Genomic DNA, 15,991 nt, shown 5'->3' with positions numbered 1-15,991 from the left:
AGGGAAACGATGAGCTCCCGTGCTTCGCTCCTCTCGACCGCCGCGCTCCTCGCCCTGGGCGCTTGCCTGCCGAGCGAGACAAGGCCCGAGCCCGGCGAGCTCGTCTACACGATCTCGGGCGCGGCCGACGTCGTCGGCGGCGTGCAGAGCTCCGACGGCTGGAGCATCGAGTTTTCGAAATTCCTGCTCGCGGCGCGGTACGTGACCACCCACGAGTCCTCCGCGTGCGCCGTCACCGCCATCGCGGACACGCCCACGCTCGTCGACGCGCGGGTGGCGGGGAAGCACGAGGTCGCCAGGGCCCTCGCCACCGGGGAGTGCGGCTTCACCTACCATGTCGGGCCCCTCCCGCCGCGCGAGTACTACGACGCCGAGGAGTGGCTAGGACCTGGGGTGACCGACGAGGATCTGGCCCTGGTCGAGTCGCTGACGACCGGCGCGTACGTGGAGGGCAAGGCGACCAAGGGGGCGGTGACCAAGGTGTTCCGATGGAGCTTCCTCTTCCAGGATTTCTGCAGCGGTGGATTGCTCTGGAACGCGGAAGAGGGCTCGGGCCCGACGATCCGCGTGCGCTCCGGCGCGACCGAGCGGGCCGACCTCGCGATCCGCGGCGATCACCTGTTCTTCGATCGCATGGACGAGGCGGCGGCCCAGGTGCGATTCGACCCCATCGCCGGCGCGGACAACCATCCGACCCATGGAAACGCCGACGGCGAGGTGACCCGGCAAGAGCTGGTGAACGTACCGCTCTCGGCCATCGCGCGGCCCGACGGCGCTTATGCGAGCGAATGGGCGCTCGACCTCGCCACGTGGATCGACATGCGCATGGCCAACGTGGGCCACCTCAACGGGACGGAAGCTTGCTCGTCCCTCGACCTGGAGTAGGCCCGGCGAGGCGCCCCTCGCGGCAGGCCGGACGCGCCCGTCCTGGTGGTGCTCCGTCGCCGCGTCCTCAGGCAGCGCAGCGCAGCAGGATCTTCCCCTGAACCGCGCGCGCCCGCAGCGCATCGAGCGCGTCGGCGACGCGCTCGAGCGGCCATGTCGCGTGAACGACCGGATCGAGCGCTCCGCGCTCGACGAGCGCGAGCACCTCGTCCATCGTGCTCGAGAACCGCTCCGGCGCCTCATTGGCCACCGTGAACAGGTCGCTCATGGCGAGCGATACGCTGCGTCCGAAGCCGTCCGCGAGCGCGGCGCCGAGCTCGACGCCCGGCGGCCCTTCGAGGAAGCCGAAGGACACGAGGCGGCCGAAGGGGGCGAGCAAGCCGAGGTCGCGCGCGAGCGTCGCGCCGCCGGTCGCGTTGAGCGCTGCATCGACGCCGCGCCCGTCGGTCAGCGCGCGCGCCCGCGCCGCGACGTCCTCGCGGCCGTGGACGATCACCGCGGCGGCGCCGTTGCGCGTCGCATGATCCACCTTGGAGGCGTCGCCGACGAGCGCCACCGCGCGCGCGCCGAGGTGCCGCGCGAGCTGCAGAGCGGCGGTCCCGACGCCGCCGGCCCCGCCGTGCACGAGCACCGTCTCGCCGGGGGCGATCCGGGCGCGCTCGCGCAGGAGCACCCACGCCGTCGCGTAGTTGACGATCGACGCGGCGGCGCGGTCGAGCGGCACCCCGTCGGGCACGAGCGCGGCGCGGCGCGCCTCGACGTCGGCGAGCTCGGCGAACGCGCCGGTGTGCGGCGTGCCCATCGCGACGACGCGCGCGCCCACCGCCGGCCCGCGCGCGCCCTCGCCCAGCGCCTCGACCGTCCCCGCGAGCTCGAGGCCGAGCCCCACGGGCATCGGCGCCAGGGGGAGCTTCCCGTCGGCGAGGAGCAGATCGATGTGGTTTACCCCGGCGAACGCCACGCGCACGCGCACGTGCCCGCGTGGAACGGGGCCGAGCTCCCGCTCGCCGATCACTGCGCCGCCCGCGCCCGGGCCCGGCCCCAACAATGCAGCTCTCATCCGTGCTGTCCCTCCGCGTTGAACAGGCCCCAGCGTGCGGGCGCGCGGTCCGCCCGTCCAATGGATGCACCGGATGCTATGCATTCACGTCGTGAATCTCTCCGCGCTCGACCTCAATCTGCTCGTCGTCCTGGAGGCGCTGCTCGAGGAGCGCAGCGTGACCGCCGCCGGCAAGCGCGTGGGCCTGAGCCAGCCCGCGACGAGCAATGCCCTCGGCCGGCTCCGCGCGCTGCTCGGCGATCGCCTGCTCGTCCGGCGCGGCCGCGCGCTCTTCCTGACCCCCCGCGGGGAGCAGCTCCGGCGCGACGTGCGCCCGGCCCTGGACCGCCTGCGGGCGGCGCTCGCCCGCCGTCCGGCGTTCGACCCCGCGGCGCTCTGCGACGAGCTGCGGGTGGGCATGAACGACTACGCCGCGTACGTGCTGCTGCCGCGGCTCGTCCGGCGGCTCCGGGCGCGCGCGCCGAGGGCCAGGCTCGCGGTGCTGGCGTTCGAGACGCGCGACGCCGCCCGGGCGCTCGACGCGGGCGAGGTCCACGTCGGCCTCGCGGTGGAGGGGCCCGGGCTGGCCGGGCTCGAGTCCCGGCCGCTCCTGCGCGACGACTTCGCCCTCGTCTGCCAGCCTCCCGCGCCGCGCACGCTGCGCTCGTTCCTCGCGCGGCCGCACCTGCTCGTCTCACCGCACGGCGGGCGCGTCGGGGTGGTCGATCGCGCGCTCGCCGCCCAGCAGCTCGAGCGCGACGTCCACGTCACGCTGCCGCACTTCCTGATGGCGCCTCACCTGCTTTCGGGCACCGACCTCATCGGCGTCCTGGCCGGCGCGGTCGCGCGGGACATCGCCCCTGCGCTGAAGCTCGTCGTCGCGCGGCCGCCGCTCGCTCTCCCTGGCTTCACGCTCTCGGCCGTCTGGCACCCCAGGCTCACGGACGACCCGGCGCACGCGTGGCTCCGCGAGCAGCTCGCGGAGGCCGCGGCCGAGCAGCAGGCGTCGCGGCCGGCCTCCGCGCCCGCCCGGCGGTCGCGCGACGCCTGACATAAGAGCGCGGGTGGGCGCGGCGTCCTCGTGGCCAAGCTCGCACTGGAGACGCTGAAGCGCGGGGCGCAGAGCGAGCGCGGAGCCCGCGCCCCTCCGTCGGGCGAAGCAGGCGCCGCGCCCGCGCCGAGAGATCAGCGGAGGATCTCGGCCCCTGCGTCGCCGCTGGGCGGCGCTAGTGGCAGCTCACGGGCCGCACGTCAGGCCGCGGGAGGCGGCGATCTCCCTGATGCGGTCCAAGCAGACCTGCAGTTCCGCATCGTTGACCGGCAGGGACTGGGGGCCGTAGCCCGCCCACACCCCCGAGCACTGTTGCGGCTCTCCGAGCTGCTCATTCGCGGGCGACGCGGCGATGCCCGTCCCCAGGTCTCCTCCGTTCCAGGTGATGTGCGTTTGACCTTTCAGATAGACGAACGGGTAGTTGAATGACTCGTAGTCGATGCAATCAGCGTACGCCGTCTCATTGGCGACGAACGCCTGCCACGCGTCCAGCGTCTCACACGGGCACGTCGGCGCCGGGGGCTGGCAGGTGCCGCTCTGGCAGGTGAAGCCCGACGCGCACGAGCCGCAGTCGAGCGTCCCGCCGCAGCCATCGGCGATCGAGCCGCAGGTCGCGCCCTGCGCGGCGCAGGTCGTGGGGACGCAGAGCTGGGTCTCGCAGTTCGTCCCCGTCCAGCCGGGATAGCAGAGGCACTCGTACTGGTTGGTTCCGTCGACGCAGTCGCCATTGACGCACGGGCTCGCGGCGCATTCGTCGATTTCGGTGTCGCAGTTCGCCCCCGTCCAGCCGGGCGCGCAGTCGCAGGTGTAACCGTTGACCTGATCGGTGCAGACGCCGGTGACGCACGGATTCGCGGCGCATTCGTCGATGTCGATCTCGCAGTTCGTCCCCGTGAAGCCGGGCGCGCACGTGCAGGTGTACCCGCTCTCGGTCGCCGCGCAGGCGCCGCCGTTCTGGCAGGGGGCCGCGGCGCAGGGGTCGATGCAGGTGCCGCTCTGGCACAAGAGGCCTTCGCAGCACGGGAGGGTGGCGTCGCACGGCGCGTTCACGGGGAGACAGCCGCCGCCCTGGCAGGTCGGATCGCCGACGGCGACGTAGTCGTGCGCGTGGCCGGCGTGCCCGTTGATGCAGCCCTGCTCGCTGGTCTTGATGATGGTGTAGGGGTGCTTGGCCGAGCCGGTGTGGTGGCAGATGGTGGTCGTGCCGTTGACGTCGAAGTAGCTGCACTGCGCCGCGGTCAGCGCGGCCTCGTCCGCGCCGTGGTGCTCGTCGGTCCCCACCGGCTGCGAACAGCCGCCCGCGAGGAGCACGAGGCCGCTCACGGCGAAAGCGGGGAGGAGGAAGGCGGTGTGCAGAAGCGTTCTTTCATGGTTCATGGGCGCTCTCCAGCTCCCGGGTCGGGCACCGGCAGGAGGGCCGGGCAACGCCGGGAAGTGACTGACGGCGTAGGGTGGATCGCGGAGCCGGCCGACCGGTACCCCGACCTTGTGGGGATTGTCAGGAGAGAGCGGACGTGGTATCGTGGCGGGTTTCCGCGCCGCAGCCCGACATCTCCGCGCTCGCGTCGACCGCGCCGCACCTGCTGGAGCGCGAAGACCCGCCGGCCCGTGGTGAAGACGTGAAGATCGAGGAGCGACTCGCGAGCTGCTTCGTTTGCCATGCATGCCCCTTTCGTGAGCCTGGGATGGTCGCCCGGCACGATGCCCTGTCACGGCAAATCGCGCGCGCCGCCGTGCGCGGGCCCTCCCGCACCTCGGGTCTCGGCCGGAGCGACCGAGGGAGGCCAGGAGCGACGGCGCGCGGCAGCTCGAGCGGACGGATGGTCATCACATCCGCCCGGCTGCCGCGGGGGGTTACGGCGTCGCCAGCGCGGCGACGTCACAGGCGCCGAGCGCGCGGCTGTAGGTCCGCACGTCGTCGAACGAAGCCGGGATGCTGTAGAAGTTCGACAGGCAGGAGGGCAAGCTGCGGCCGATGCGGAACGAGCTCGCGCCCGTGAGGTTGGTCGTCGCGGCGCTGGTCCCGCTGCCGATCTGCACCCCGTCGACGAACATCTTCAGCGAGGTCCCGCTGCGCGTGTAAGCGACGTGGTGCCAGGTCCCGCTATTGAGCGGCGACGGCGAGAGGCTGACGGAGTTGCCGTTCGTGCCCGCCCGGTCCTGGTAGATCTCGACGGACGTCCCGGAGGACGCGCCGCTGAGCCGCCCCGAGAGGAAGTTGCAGGCGCCCCCGGCTACCCGGTTGCCGATGAGATCGCCGCCGCCGTTGCTGTTGAGCTCAGCCGGTCAGACTTTCGCTTCCTCCCCGGGACAGGTAGACTTCGACATCATGTTGGCTGTCGCTACCACTCGTTGTCATCCCATTGGTGCCACACTTCTGCTTGTCCTGCTCCTCGCCGGCTGCGCTCCGCCGACGATGTCCGCGCTCACAACTTGCCAGGCGCTCGCCGCCGCGCGCCTCTCGCGCAACGCGCCCCTGGCCGGCATGCTCGCGGGCTCGCCCGACGCGCTCGCGCGGGCCCTCGCGAAGGCCGCGGGTGACCCCGTGACCCAGGGGCCGCGCGCGGCGACCGACTTCACGGGGCGTCCGGTCACGCGCTGGGACACGGGCGAGGGGCGCGTCGAGCGCTACAACGACGAAAACGGGCGCTTCCTGCTCTTGCGCTGGTGGAGCAAGCGTCACTTCACGCCCCTCGACGGCTCGCGCGCCGAGAGCGACATCACCGGCGTGCTCACCGCGCTCGGGCTGACGCCGGACGCGCCGCCCGTTCTGCGGCAGCAGCCGGACCGCCTGACCATCCACGTCTCCTGATCCTACCGCGGGACACAGCTCGTCTACTACAAGAGCGACCTCGACGGCGCATTGCAAGCGTACGAGATGGAGAGTGGCAGCGAGCCCGAGGGCCTACGCGCGCAGATCACGGTCGGGCCGTTCTTCGACCTCTCCAAGGTGACGACGACGATGTCCAGTGAGGACGCGAAGCGCGTCGGGCTGCTCGCGGCGCGGTGCCTGCACGGCGCGCCGGACGACGCGACGTCCGGGAGCCAGCCGATGTTCGGTATTGCCAACGAGACGCTCGCATACGTAGTCGGCGTCGGCTGGGGCGACGAATGCAAAAATAAACGCCACGTCCAAATACATGTAGACGCGGTCACCGGCGCCGTGGCGGACCCCGGCGTTGTCGGCTCAGGCTGCATCCAATGACGCTGGTCCTCCACCGAGGTTTTCTTCGCCCACGTCCCCCGGAGCACCACCGACACCGCCTGCCCGAGGAGCTGGCCGAGGAAGACGAGGTTCGCCTCGGCGAGCGCGAGCTGGGCCGAGTTCGGGCGGCGGGCCGCGCCCTGGCACTTGAAGCGGAGCTTCATCTTCTTGTGCCTGATCTCGACGTCCTCGGCGATGAAGCCTGGATCGACGGCGTTGACATCTGTACATGATGCCTCCAGCGTCGCGCGATTTGGTAGTGGTCAAATTTAAACATGAAGGCGGGAAGCAAACATTAATAATCTTCCCGCCTTCCCGCCTTCATGTGGACTCTCCCTGGGCAAAGTTGACCACTACCCGCGATTTGATCCTCCAGGTCCGCTCGACGATCTTCACAAAGCCGCCGAGCTTGACCACGTCCGCTCGGACTTCTGCCTTGAACTTCTCGTCGTCGCGCTCACCCCGGATGTCTTTCGTGGCGTGGAGCTTGCGCCCATCGACCCAGAAGCTGTACGGCCCAAAGCATGCGGATCCATTCGGGTAGATGGTGAGGCGCCTCTGGGAGGGCAACTCGTCGACGCTGACCGGGCACCAGCTGTTCGCTGCCGGCGCGCGCACGCAACCGATCCGGAGCAGCCGATCGAGCATCACATCAAGCGCGACGGGCTCTGCCGGTTTGCAGCCTCATGGGGCCACCTGACGGCGTTTTTTGCAGGGTCATGGGGCCACCCCAAACGCAGGAGGATGGGGCCACCCGCGCGGGGGCGTGACCCGGTTTTTTGCAGGGTCATGGGGCCAGCTTTCGAGGTTTTTTGCAGCCTCATGGGGCCAGCTCGGGACGCAGTGGTCGGGATCTGAGACGGGCTCCTTCCGATGACGGCGCGGGTCGCCGTCGGAAGGAGGCCGAGGCCCTACCGAGAGCTGATCATGGTTGACATCAAGGAAATGCTCCGCCGTCGTGCGGCGGGGCAGAGCGCGCGTCACGTGGCGCGCGAGACGGGGTTCGACCGCAAGACGGTCGGCAGGTACTTCGAAGCCGCAGCGACGTTGCCACTGCTGCGCATAGCACGATCGCGTGCTCCACCGCGATTGTGAAGCGCAGCTTATCGAAGTTGCCGTCGTCGTTGAACGATTTCATCGCGAGGGGAAGTGCGTCTGGACGGCGGCGCTCTTCGCGGCCACGCGGCGCCCGAGCGCGAACGGCGGTTACACCGGCGCACCTCGTATTCGGTTTGCCCCGCGCACGGCTCAGACTTCGCGGCGCGGGCCGGAGGTTTGGGTGTCACGAGAGAGCGCCAGGCGAGCGAGGCGCGAACACGCCATGGTATCTCACAAGCGGGATCTTCGGCGGAGGAATAAAAGCCGCGAGCCGGGCCATGAAATCCATTGCACTCATGACGCGGTGAATGCGTCCCCGCCGAGGTGTCTTCAGCAAGTACGCTATACGCCCATCGGGCAGGAGCTCGATTCGATCGAGTGCGAAGGCCGGGCGGGAGCAGTACCGCACGAGCCTGTCGCGCCCCTGATCGTCATCCGCTGCGATGCGCACCGCGCAATGCAAGTCGAACCCGTCGCACGCCGCGGAGAAGCGTCGCTCTCGGCGCTCGAAAGCCGCGTCGGGACTGTCCTTGTGCTCGAAAGGCCGCGCATGACACGCTCCACCTGCGAGTGCGAGCTGGGTACACGCATCGAGCGCGGAGGGCTCGATGGTCTCGTTGCTGCGCTCCTCGGCCGCGCGCTCGTCGAGGTAGCCGCGGCGCCGTAGCCAAAGAAGCGCACGCTCGCGCACCCGTCGCGCCACCTCGCTGACATCGTCCTTTGAAGGCGGCGGCGCATCGTGGAAGCGCACGCCCATGGCGGTCTTCTCGAAAACGCCATCGATTGCCAGCGTGTGAAAATGGACGTGAACGTTCAAGCTCGAGCCGAATCTCTGAGGGAGCCCGACCGAGCCCGTCCGTGCGCCGGCGATGCTCGCGAGCCGCGGCTCGCGGTGACGGCCACACGCTGAATCAGCGGCTGTCGTGTCCTCCAACTCGCCGGCACAAGATCTCCTCGCTTGCCGCGGTGCGCCCGCGTGGATCCGCCTGCATGCCTCAGGACGCCTCGTGATGCACCATGCGTACCACCCCTCGCGCGCCGCGGCGGGCTCTCCCCGCGCCTGCCCATGACCGCCGTGATCGGCCCTGCCGAGGCCCTGCTTGCCGTCCGCGGCGTGCTCCCTTCCGTGCTCCTCCTTGTCCTGGCAATCTCGCTCCCGGAGATCCACCGCGGCCACTCTTTGCCGGCAAGGTCTTGCCCGCCGGCAAGGAGTTGCTGACCTATCGGGCGCGTGCACACGATCCCGGTGGGGTGAACTGCGCCAGCGCCCCGAGAGGCCCGTGGCACGATCGTTGCGATGGCTGCCCCGCGTCGCATCGATGAAATCGCTCGCCGATCCTGCCGGAGAGCGGGCCCTGCAACGTTGGGTAAGCACGCAGGAGCGATGGAGATTCACATGAAGCTCGTTCGTTTTGCCTTCCTCGCGTCCGTGATGGCCTCCGCCGTGGCTTGCGCCGCTTCGACCGACAGCTCGGGCTCCCTCGAGGAGAGCGTGGGCGTGGACGATGTGGACAGCGGGCGCGAGGTGGCCGAAGCGTCGTTCGCGCTCGGCGTGGCCACCAGGGTCGTCGGCGATACCGCCTGCCCCACCGGCTATAGCCTGGCCACGCCGGCCGAGGCGCTCGCGAACCAGGCGGCCGTCTGCAGCAAGCTGGGCACCTGGGACATCGCGCGGCTCTCGGGCGGAGGGTCGATGGATGGCCCCGGCTACGGCTGCGGGATCCGCAGCACCGATACCCGCAGCCTCGGCCACTCGGTCTGCAAGCAGGCCGTGCAGTTCACGAGGGGGATCGGCGACGGCGTTTGCCCGAGCGGCTACACGGTCGCAAACTCGATGGTGGCGCGGGCGAATCAGTCGTCCATCTGCAGCACGCTGGGCACGTGGGACATCGCGCGGCTCGCGGGCGGAGGGTCGATGGATGGCCCCGGCTACGGCTGCGGGATCCGCGACGCCGACAGCCGCTCTCTCGGGAACACGGTCTGCGTGCAGCTCGATTTCGTGAGACCAGTCGGCGACAAGCCGTGCCCGGCGGGCTCGGCCCTCATCTCGCCGCAGGAGGCGCGGGCGCGGCAGGCGGAGCTGTGCGGCAAGCTCGGCACGTGGGACATCGCGCGTCTGGACGGCGGCGGCTCGATGGACGGCCCCGGCTATGGCTGCGCGATCCGCGACTCGGATACGCGGACCCTGGGCAACGCGCTGTGCGGCGCCCTCTGAAAGGATCTCCGCTGTCCCAGCCGTCGCCGGCGCGGCTCGGGCCCGGTCTCAGACCTCCAGCGCCCTCGCGATCACGCGATGCGCGAGGCCGTACGCCTGGGCCTCGCGCGCCGTCATCCACAGGTTGCGCTCTGTCTCCTGCGCGATCTTCGCGGGCTCCTGCCCGGTCGCCTCGGCGAAGAGGCGGTTGAGCCGCTCGCGCGTGGCCATGATCTGGGTCGCCTCGATCTCGATGTCCGATGCGGGGCCGCGCATGCCGCCGAGCGGCTGGTGCAAGAGAAAGCGCGTGTTCGGGAGCGCGAACCGGTTCTCCCTCCTCGCGGCGGCGAAGATCAACGCGCCGGCGCTGGCGACCCATCCGGTGCCGATCATCTTGACCTCGGGTCGGATGAAGCGAATCACATCGTGAATCGTGTCGCCCGACTCGACGTGCCCTCCCGGGGAGTGGATCAAGATCCGGATCGGCTGCTCGCTCTCGCTCACGAGGGCGAGGAGCTCTGCAGCATCGGCTATATCTGCGTATTCGAAGTCCTGAACCCCGCGGCGCCGACCCTCGTCACGAAGAGCAACGTCATCGGGAACGTCGCGGGGAGTCAGTCCTCGAGCTCCGTGTTCGGGCTCGAGGGCCAGATCCTCTACGTGCCCTCGTACGACAAGCTCTACGTCGTGGATTTCCAGAACCCCACGGCGCCCACCACGCTCGCGACGCTGACGGTGCCTGGGAGCTCAGGGACGGTCCTCATCGATGTCGCCGCGAGCAGGGTCTATCTCGCGAAGCCGTGCCTGACGGGGCAGGCGTGCTTCTACGTGGTCGACGTGTCAACGCCCGCTTCGTTCCCCGGGCCGCTCGTCAGTTGCTGCACGCAACTGTTCGTGACCGACAGCGAAGGGCCGCTCGTGATGAGCTTCTGCGGGCTGTTCCCCCAGAACACGCCGTTGGAGAGCGTCACGCTGCACGTCTCCGAGTATTACGTGAACGCGAGCGCCGCCCCCGCAGGCGACTGGTTGTCCGAGAACGAGCCGTTGATGATCTTGGCGATCGGACAATCGTAGAGCACGAGCGCGCCGCCCGACGAGTTGGTCCCCATCGGGAAGAGGCGACTCCATCGCCGCGAGGACGTCGGACCTTTTGGCCGCAAGGGCACGCAGCTCAAACGGAAGCGACATGACCCACTGCCTGACGGGCACGTTGGGCAAGATACGTTCGACGAGCGTCGCCGCCTCATCGCACATCCGGCGCGAGGCGCAGCTGGGGCAGGGGCCGCGGAGCTTGCATGAAGGCGACGAGCACATCGTGACCGCAGCCATCGCAGTGACATCGGACGAAACCTCGCGCGAGATCGCCACAGGCGAGGTAGCCATCGAAGACGGCGACAACGTACTTCGGGAGCGGGGCCGCGTACGTGCGCGCTGCGTGCGCGACGTAGCGCGACGTAGATCGCGAGGTGCTCCTGAACAAGGCCATACAACACGGTCTGATGCGGTTCGCGAGGCGCGTAGGCGTGCGGCGCTGGCCGCGAGGTCCTTGGACGCGCCGACAGAGGCCGAGACTCCGCTTGGGTGAGCATCCCGGCGGCTGCGAGCGAAACACGGGCCGCTCGTGCTCCCCGGGGAATTCAGCGGGACGAAAGCCGGCGGGACCTGGCGGCGCCATGGCGGAGAGGTACGGCGCGACCACGACCGCTGCTGCGGCGAGCGGCGGCTCTCAGCCCGGCAAGAGGCGGCTCTGGGATGTCTGATCCCATAATGCGCGACCCGGCACCGCCCAACACAGAGTTGGACCTGACGGCGCTTCGCGCCGCAGGTCAATTCAACGTTGGGCTGTCAGAGTGCGGGGACGCAGGCACGATCCCGAAACAGGCGGCAGCGCATCAAGGGGCACGACAACAGGGCGGCGAGCGAAGCAGAATCCCTCGGCGCTGCGCCGCCAGGCCAGGCGCCGACCTCGATCGGTGATGCCGCGGGCCCTTCACCGCGGGCGATGCGGCGGAAGAGGGCGCCGCGTTGGGCCACACCGGAGCCGCCCTCGGCGGCGAAGCAGGCGGAAACCATGAAAATCGCTACTGTTTCCGGCGACCGCTCGCCATCGATCGGTTTCTCTGGCGGTATTTCTGACGCACGGCACTAACGCTCGCGGAGCTCGCGCAGCCGCACATAATGGTACTCGCGGAGCAGGGCGCGCAGGAACATGGGCTCGTCGCGGAACCCGGCCCCGCGCGCGGCCTCGGCGAGGTCGCGGGGCGCGGCGCCCTCGCCGCGCCGCTCGAGGTACCATGAAAGGAGCGCTTCCCGCGAGAGCGGCGCCGCAGAGAGGTCCGGATCGGCGAGCCCGGCCTCCTCCAGCAAACGCTGCTTGTCGCGCGCGCGTGCCCATAGCCCCGCATACAGGTCGTCGAGGCGCAGCTGGTCCACGAGGTGCGCGCTGATGTGCGGCGCCGCCCAGCGCTGCACCGCCGCGACCTGGGCCTCGCTCTCCATGAGGCGCGCGAACTCCTCGGCGCGGAGGCCGTTCTCGCGCAGCCAGCCCTCCATCGCGCCTGCGTCCCAGAGCCCGCGCGCGCGACGGAAGCTCAGGATCGCCGCGTCGACCTCCTCGCCCAGCGGGCGCGGCGCGTGCTCGTCCGAGAGCGCCTGGGAGAGCAGGCGCGTCAGCGCGCCCTTGCGCGCCAGCGCGTAGGCGACGGGGTGGAGCCGCGCCTCGTCGAGCAGCGCGCTCTGCATCCACGACCCCTCCCCGCCCTCGTCGCGCGGCTCGTCGACCGGCGCGGCGGCCTGGCGCAGCGAGTCCCAGAAGATCGTCGCCTCGAAGTGATACCGCACCTGCTTCGGCGCGAGCCCGGCCGCGAGCCTCGCCTCGATCGCGCGCAGCATCGCGAGCGCGTCGGCGCGCTTTCGATCGACCTGGCCTTCGGGCAAAAAGCCCTTCAGGGCCGAGAGCTCTCACGGGTCGAGCCCCGCGGCGGCGGCCTCCGAGAGCAGCCGCGGGTAGCTGCGGTCCGGATAGAACAGCTGCTTCGCGATCCGCAGCAGCGCGGCGCACGTCGCCGGCCGGACGACCCCGCGCGCCTCCGCCGCCGAGAGCGTGGCGCGGATGTTGACCATCGCCACGGAGAGCGCGCGGTAGCCGTAGGCGGCGGGCGCGTGCGCGACGGCGACCTCGTCGTCGTCCTCCAGCTCGCCCCGCTGGTACGCCTCGAACACGTCGCCGACGCCCTCCATGCCGAACGGCGCCAGCTCCGCCGCGCGCAGCGCGCCCATGCTGGCGCTGCCGAACACGTGGACGCCCTCGCGCATCGCCCAGAGGATCTCCTTGTGCCAGACCGACGGCACGCCCTCGAAATAGCCGTCGACGATGCCGATCACCCTCGCGCCCCGCTGCGCCGCGCGGTAGACGCCGATGTCCGACGTGATCTCCCAGACGCCGACGGCGACCTCCGCGCGCGCGTACAGGTCGAGCACCGCGCGGCAGCTCCCCTCCGGAACGCTGTCGAGCTCGATCCGCGTGGCCGCGCGCGACGCCGGGCTGCGCTGCCGCCAGAGCGTCGTCGCGTCGCGCTCCACCGCCTCGCACAGCCCGTGGCTGATCGCCTCGAGCGCGCCGTTGCCGGAGGCCAGGCCGTTCGAGCTCGCGACGAAGCCGACCAGGGTCCGGTGCATCGCGACCGTGTAGTTGGTGTGCACCACCTCAAACGGCACCCACACCGGCTCGCGCTGGAGCAGGTTGACCCCCTCGACCCAGAGGATCGGCAGATCGGCGTGGAATTGAGCGCCCGCGATGCGCGGAAGATCGTCGACGTCGACGGCGCGGTGGGTGTAGCGGAGCTCCTCGTACGAGGCCAGCTTGAGCGACAGGTCGATCCGCTCCGCGTGATACGCCTCGACCGACTCCATGAGGCCAGACGCCTGCGCCGTCGGGAGATCCAGCCCCTTGCCCTGCGATACGGAGAGCGAGCGGGAGTTCGGCCGACAGACCATCACGACCGGAATACCGATGTTGTCGAGGCCGGTGACGTTGGCGACGCGGGTGATGCCCACGACGGGCATCAGGCGGCGCACCCGGCGCAGCGTCTCCTCGGGCGGCACCTGGCGGTGGGTGCCGGCGAGGTATCCCTTGGGGGCCGGGCTGCCCAGCGTGCTCGGATCGAACCGGTAGGACGCCATGGGCGACGGATCGGCACCCCACCATGAAAGCGCGCCGGCTCGCCTCTACCCTCGCGTTCGAGGACCTCCATGCAGGAGGTGACGATCCGCTCGCGGACGTCGGCCGGCGCCTCTTCCCTCATGCCTCCGCCGTGCTAGAGCAGCCGCCCCGCGCCGTCGTCGACCCCGGGCCTTGACAACGCGTCCGTCCATGCTAAACACTCGTTTGAATCATTTGTTTCATACGGATGTCGACGGAGTCTGACTCCTTGACGTCGTCGCTGGCGGCGTCGCGCTCGCGCATCTCTTTCCTGTTTGTCTAGAAGGAACCTTGTACATGAGACTGAAGCATCTTCCATACACTTCAACAGCGATTGCATCGATTCTACTGCTCGGAGCGGCGGGCTCGGCGCACGCGGCCGTCTATCCTGCGAGCTCGTCCAGCGGTGGGCCCGGCGTGAGCGGGTGCACGGGCGGCGCGAACTGCACGAATGAAAGCTGGGGCGTCGACCTCAATGACAACACCGGATTCGTCTGGAACGTGGCGGGCGGCGCCGGCCGCAACGCGGACCTCTATGTGAAGATCGCCGTGCTGTCGCAGACCAGAGCGATGAGCCTCTGGCTGAACGGCAGCCAGATCGCCGTCGTCACGTCGAGCGCCACGGAGAGCCCGCGCCCGACCGGGAAAGAGCTCGGCCCGTTCCCGGTGACGCTGCAGGCCGGGAACAACACGGTAGAGCTGCGGGACACGCAAGGCACCGCGGAGTTCGACGTGCACAGCCTGCGCGTCGAGCCGACGATCGCCGGCGACGATGAGCTTGAGATTGGGCTCTGGCGACTGATGTCCCGCGCCGACCGTGGCACGTTGAGCCGCGATGCCATCACCGGGCAGCTGGTCGGCGCCGATTACTCGGGCGGTGACTATCAACACTGGCGCTTGGTCGGCGTCGGCGCGAGCAAGTATCAGTTTTTCCACGAGGAGACCGGCCAGTGCTTGGTCGCGTCGAGCGGCACGACGGTGCTCGGCGGCTGCAGCGGCAGCGCGGCGGAGTGGACCGTGGAGACCCTGCGTGCCCGCACGGTGGAGCGCCCTGCCCTGCATCGCTTGCGCTCGAGCGGGAACAGCTGCGCTGTCCCCAATGGCGGCGCGCAGCCCACCCTGGGGACCTGCGACGACAGCGCGCGCTGGTACCTGGAGCCTGTCGGCTTCGGTGAGCGCCTCGCGAGCGTGGAGTTCGATTTCCACGGGCTCCTCCTCGTCAAGCCCAATACCAACGTCCCTGGTGTCACGCAAGGTTCGCTGTCGACCAGCGTCGTCGATGCGGTGCAGATCGCCTTCGAAGAGCGGGTCGCTTATTGGATGGATCTGATCACGGACGGCCGGGTCGCTTGGCATGGCTCCAGCGTCGTATCCAACGATCCTATCACGTCGCTGTCGGGCTCGGGCAATGACAATTATTTGCCGGCGGCCATCCACCTCCAGCCAGACGTGCAGAGCTTCGTGCCCCGCGGCGAGTACGACACCGTGCAGGTGTTCTTCACGCCCGGCGACAGCAAGCCGGGGGGCTGGGGGTGGGGCCCGGGGAGCAACTACGAATCGAACTACACCATGTGGACGACGGTGAACGGGAAAAATACGGTCGCCTCGGAGTGGCTGTCCACCGTCAACAGCGAGCCTGCGGAGGTGTTCATCCATGAACCCATGCACGGCCTCGATGGGTTCTACGAAGAGCTGGGGGTCCCGCTCCCCGAAGGGGTGCTGCATGGATCCGAAGCCAATCGTTATGTCAAATCCAAGACTCCCGGCCGTTCGTACTTGCACTGGTACCGCGACTACTGGTTGGGGACCGTCATCGCCTCCGATGACACTTACCGCGGCTTCGGCCCACGCGCATTCGCCCAGATCACGCCGAGAGATTACGCGTTGAGCCCCGCGGTGGACGAGTACAAGATCGTGCAGCACACAAGCGGCAAATGCTTTGTCCCGGAAGGCGGCGCCACGATGCCGGCCGACGACACGCCGCTGGTGCTGTCGAGCAGCTGCAGCACGCTCGCCTCTTCCTTCAGGGTCCTGGCCAGCGGCCTGCTGAAGCATCTCCCGAGCGGGCTGTGTATTCACCCGAATCAAGGCACCGCCTACAACGGCGTCGGCCTGATCCTCAACCCCTACTGCGGTCCCGAGGTGCGCCTCTCTTTCGACGTGACGTCCGGTGGCAGCCTGCAGAACAGCGAGACCGGCCGCTGCGTCCACCCGCTAGGCGGATCGGCGACCCCCGCCGAAGGAACCAGCCTGATTTTTCACGACGGTTGCGATGAAGAGCGCTTGCGCTTCAACCTGGTCTTGCAGTAGACGAACCC

The 15,991-nt window shown here is 69.6% G+C and carries 15 protein-coding genes and 1 pseudogene; 8 read left to right on the top strand and 8 right to left on the bottom strand.

Features of this window, described 5'->3' with window-relative positions; genetic code table 11:
- The first annotated feature begins 9 nt into the window (after positions 1 to 9).
- The gene (locus tag WME98_RS29400; RefSeq protein ID WP_437945046.1) at positions 10 to 885 is read left to right on the top strand and encodes a hypothetical protein; all 876 of its coding nucleotides are present in this window, start codon (positions 10 to 12) and stop codon (positions 883 to 885) included.
- A 67-nt stretch (positions 886 to 952) separates the two neighbouring features.
- Here the strand turns inward: WME98_RS29400 and WME98_RS29395 are convergent, their stop codons facing one another.
- The gene (locus WME98_RS29395; protein ID WP_437945045.1) at positions 953 to 1,945 is read right to left on the bottom strand and encodes a quinone oxidoreductase family protein; all 993 of its coding nucleotides are present in this window, start codon (positions 1,943 to 1,945) and stop codon (positions 953 to 955) included.
- A 73-nt stretch (positions 1,946 to 2,018) separates the two neighbouring features.
- On the opposite strand from WME98_RS29395, the gene WME98_RS29390 reads away from it, so the two are divergent.
- Entirely contained in the window at positions 2,019 to 2,975 is a 957-nt protein-coding gene (locus tag WME98_RS29390; RefSeq protein WP_437945044.1) for a LysR family transcriptional regulator, read from the top strand.
- A gap of 186 nt (positions 2,976 to 3,161) precedes the next feature.
- Here WME98_RS29390 and WME98_RS29385 read toward each other — a convergent pair whose 3' ends face one another.
- Positions 3,162 to 4,352, bottom strand: coding sequence for a calcium-binding EGF-like domain-containing protein (locus WME98_RS29385; RefSeq protein ID WP_437945043.1), 1,191 nt, complete (start codon positions 4,350 to 4,352; stop codon positions 3,162 to 3,164).
- A 477-nt stretch (positions 4,353 to 4,829) separates the two neighbouring features.
- Complete coding sequence (locus tag WME98_RS29380) at positions 4,830 to 5,144, bottom strand: LamG domain-containing protein (protein WP_437954033.1); 315 nt, start codon at positions 5,142 to 5,144, stop codon at positions 4,830 to 4,832.
- A gap of 247 nt (positions 5,145 to 5,391) precedes the next feature.
- Here WME98_RS29380 and WME98_RS29375 point away from each other — a divergent pair, with 247 nt between their 5' ends.
- The 3 genes from WME98_RS29375 (at position 5,392) to WME98_RS29365 (ending at position 6,413) form a co-directional block, all read left to right on the top strand.
- Complete coding sequence (locus WME98_RS29375) at positions 5,392 to 5,787, top strand: hypothetical protein (protein WP_437945042.1); 396 nt, start codon at positions 5,392 to 5,394, stop codon at positions 5,785 to 5,787.
- A gap of 66 nt (positions 5,788 to 5,853) precedes the next feature.
- On the top strand, positions 5,854 to 6,180 hold the full coding sequence (locus WME98_RS29370) for a hypothetical protein (RefSeq protein ID WP_437945041.1): 327 nt from the start codon (positions 5,854 to 5,856) through the stop codon (positions 6,178 to 6,180).
- The gene (locus tag WME98_RS29365) at positions 6,177 to 6,413 is read left to right on the top strand and encodes a hypothetical protein (RefSeq protein ID WP_437945040.1); all 237 of its coding nucleotides are present in this window, start codon (positions 6,177 to 6,179) and stop codon (positions 6,411 to 6,413) included. The genes WME98_RS29370 and WME98_RS29365 overlap by 4 nt, the downstream gene beginning before the upstream one ends.
- Before the next feature lie 88 nt (positions 6,414 to 6,501).
- Here WME98_RS29365 and WME98_RS29360 read toward each other — a convergent pair whose 3' ends face one another.
- Complete coding sequence (locus tag WME98_RS29360; protein ID WP_437945039.1) at positions 6,502 to 6,828, bottom strand: hypothetical protein; 327 nt, start codon at positions 6,826 to 6,828, stop codon at positions 6,502 to 6,504.
- Between the two features lie 634 nt (positions 6,829 to 7,462).
- Positions 7,463 to 8,095, bottom strand: a complete 633-nt coding sequence (locus WME98_RS29355; protein ID WP_437945038.1) for a transposase — start codon at positions 8,093 to 8,095, stop codon at positions 7,463 to 7,465.
- 579 nt (positions 8,096 to 8,674) lie between these two features.
- Here WME98_RS29355 and WME98_RS29350 point away from each other — a divergent pair.
- Entirely contained in the window at positions 8,675 to 9,493 is an 819-nt protein-coding gene (locus WME98_RS29350) for a hypothetical protein (protein ID WP_437945037.1), read from the top strand.
- Positions 9,494 to 9,541: 48 nt separating this feature from the next.
- Here the strand turns inward: WME98_RS29350 and WME98_RS29345 are convergent.
- Positions 9,542 to 10,033, bottom strand: a pseudogene (locus WME98_RS29345) (ATP-dependent Clp protease proteolytic subunit); the annotation flags it as partial.
- On the opposite strand from WME98_RS29345, the gene WME98_RS29340 reads away from it, so the two are divergent.
- The gene (locus tag WME98_RS29340; RefSeq protein ID WP_437945036.1) at positions 9,938 to 10,546 is read left to right on the top strand and encodes a hypothetical protein; all 609 of its coding nucleotides are present in this window, start codon (positions 9,938 to 9,940) and stop codon (positions 10,544 to 10,546) included. The pseudogene WME98_RS29345 and the gene WME98_RS29340 sit on opposite strands and share 96 nt — an antisense overlap.
- A 1,071-nt stretch (positions 10,547 to 11,617) precedes the next feature.
- On the opposite strand, the gene WME98_RS29335 is transcribed toward WME98_RS29340, so the two are convergent.
- Positions 11,618 to 12,409, bottom strand: coding sequence for a hypothetical protein (locus WME98_RS29335; protein WP_437945035.1), 792 nt, complete (start codon positions 12,407 to 12,409; stop codon positions 11,618 to 11,620).
- A gap of 24 nt (positions 12,410 to 12,433) precedes the next feature.
- A complete protein-coding gene (locus WME98_RS29330; RefSeq protein WP_437945034.1) occupies positions 12,434 to 13,654 on the bottom strand; it encodes a TfuA-like protein in 1,221 nt (406 codons plus the stop codon).
- A gap of 316 nt (positions 13,655 to 13,970) precedes the next feature.
- Here WME98_RS29330 and WME98_RS29325 point away from each other — a divergent pair, with 316 nt between their 5' ends.
- Positions 13,971 to 15,983 (top strand): hypothetical protein, encoded by a 2,013-nt coding sequence (locus tag WME98_RS29325; protein ID WP_437945033.1) that lies wholly within the window; start codon positions 13,971 to 13,973, stop codon positions 15,981 to 15,983.
- Positions 15,984 to 15,991: the final 8 nt, after the last annotated feature.

This window comes from Sorangium sp. So ce296, assembly GCF_051529605.1.
Classification (GTDB): Bacteria; Myxococcota_A; Polyangia; order Polyangiales; family Polyangiaceae; genus Sorangium; species Sorangium cellulosum_D.
This window is presented reverse-complemented; position numbering and strand designations above follow the sequence as displayed.

What these genes read in the sequence shown, in the direction of transcription:
- WME98_RS29400 (WP_437945046.1), top strand. Translation starts at nt 10, where the DNA reads ATGAGCTCCCGTGCTTCGCTCCTCTCGACCGCCGCGCTCCTCGCCCTG.
- WME98_RS29385 (WP_437945043.1), bottom strand. Translation starts at nt 4,352, where the DNA reads ATGAACCATGAAAGAACGCTTCTGCACACCGCCTTCCTCCTCCCCGCT.
- WME98_RS29370 (WP_437945041.1), top strand. Translation starts at nt 5,854, where the DNA reads ATGGAGAGTGGCAGCGAGCCCGAGGGCCTACGCGCGCAGATCACGGTC.
- WME98_RS29325 (WP_437945033.1), top strand. Translation starts at nt 13,971, where the DNA reads ATGAGACTGAAGCATCTTCCATACACTTCAACAGCGATTGCATCGATT.
- WME98_RS29350 (WP_437945037.1), top strand. Translation starts at nt 8,675, where the DNA reads ATGAAGCTCGTTCGTTTTGCCTTCCTCGCGTCCGTGATGGCCTCCGCC.
- WME98_RS29365 (WP_437945040.1), top strand. Translation starts at nt 6,177, where the DNA reads ATGACGCTGGTCCTCCACCGAGGTTTTCTTCGCCCACGTCCCCCGGAG.
- WME98_RS29360 (WP_437945039.1), bottom strand. Translation starts at nt 6,828, where the DNA reads ATGCTCGATCGGCTGCTCCGGATCGGTTGCGTGCGCGCGCCGGCAGCG.
- WME98_RS29390 (WP_437945044.1), top strand. Translation starts at nt 2,019, where the DNA reads ATGCTATGCATTCACGTCGTGAATCTCTCCGCGCTCGACCTCAATCTG.
- WME98_RS29375 (WP_437945042.1), top strand. Translation starts at nt 5,392, where the DNA reads ATGTCCGCGCTCACAACTTGCCAGGCGCTCGCCGCCGCGCGCCTCTCG.
- WME98_RS29395 (WP_437945045.1), bottom strand. Translation starts at nt 1,945, where the DNA reads ATGAGAGCTGCATTGTTGGGGCCGGGCCCGGGCGCGGGCGGCGCAGTG.
- WME98_RS29330 (WP_437945034.1), bottom strand. Translation starts at nt 13,654, where the DNA reads ATGGCGTCCTACCGGTTCGATCCGAGCACGCTGGGCAGCCCGGCCCCC.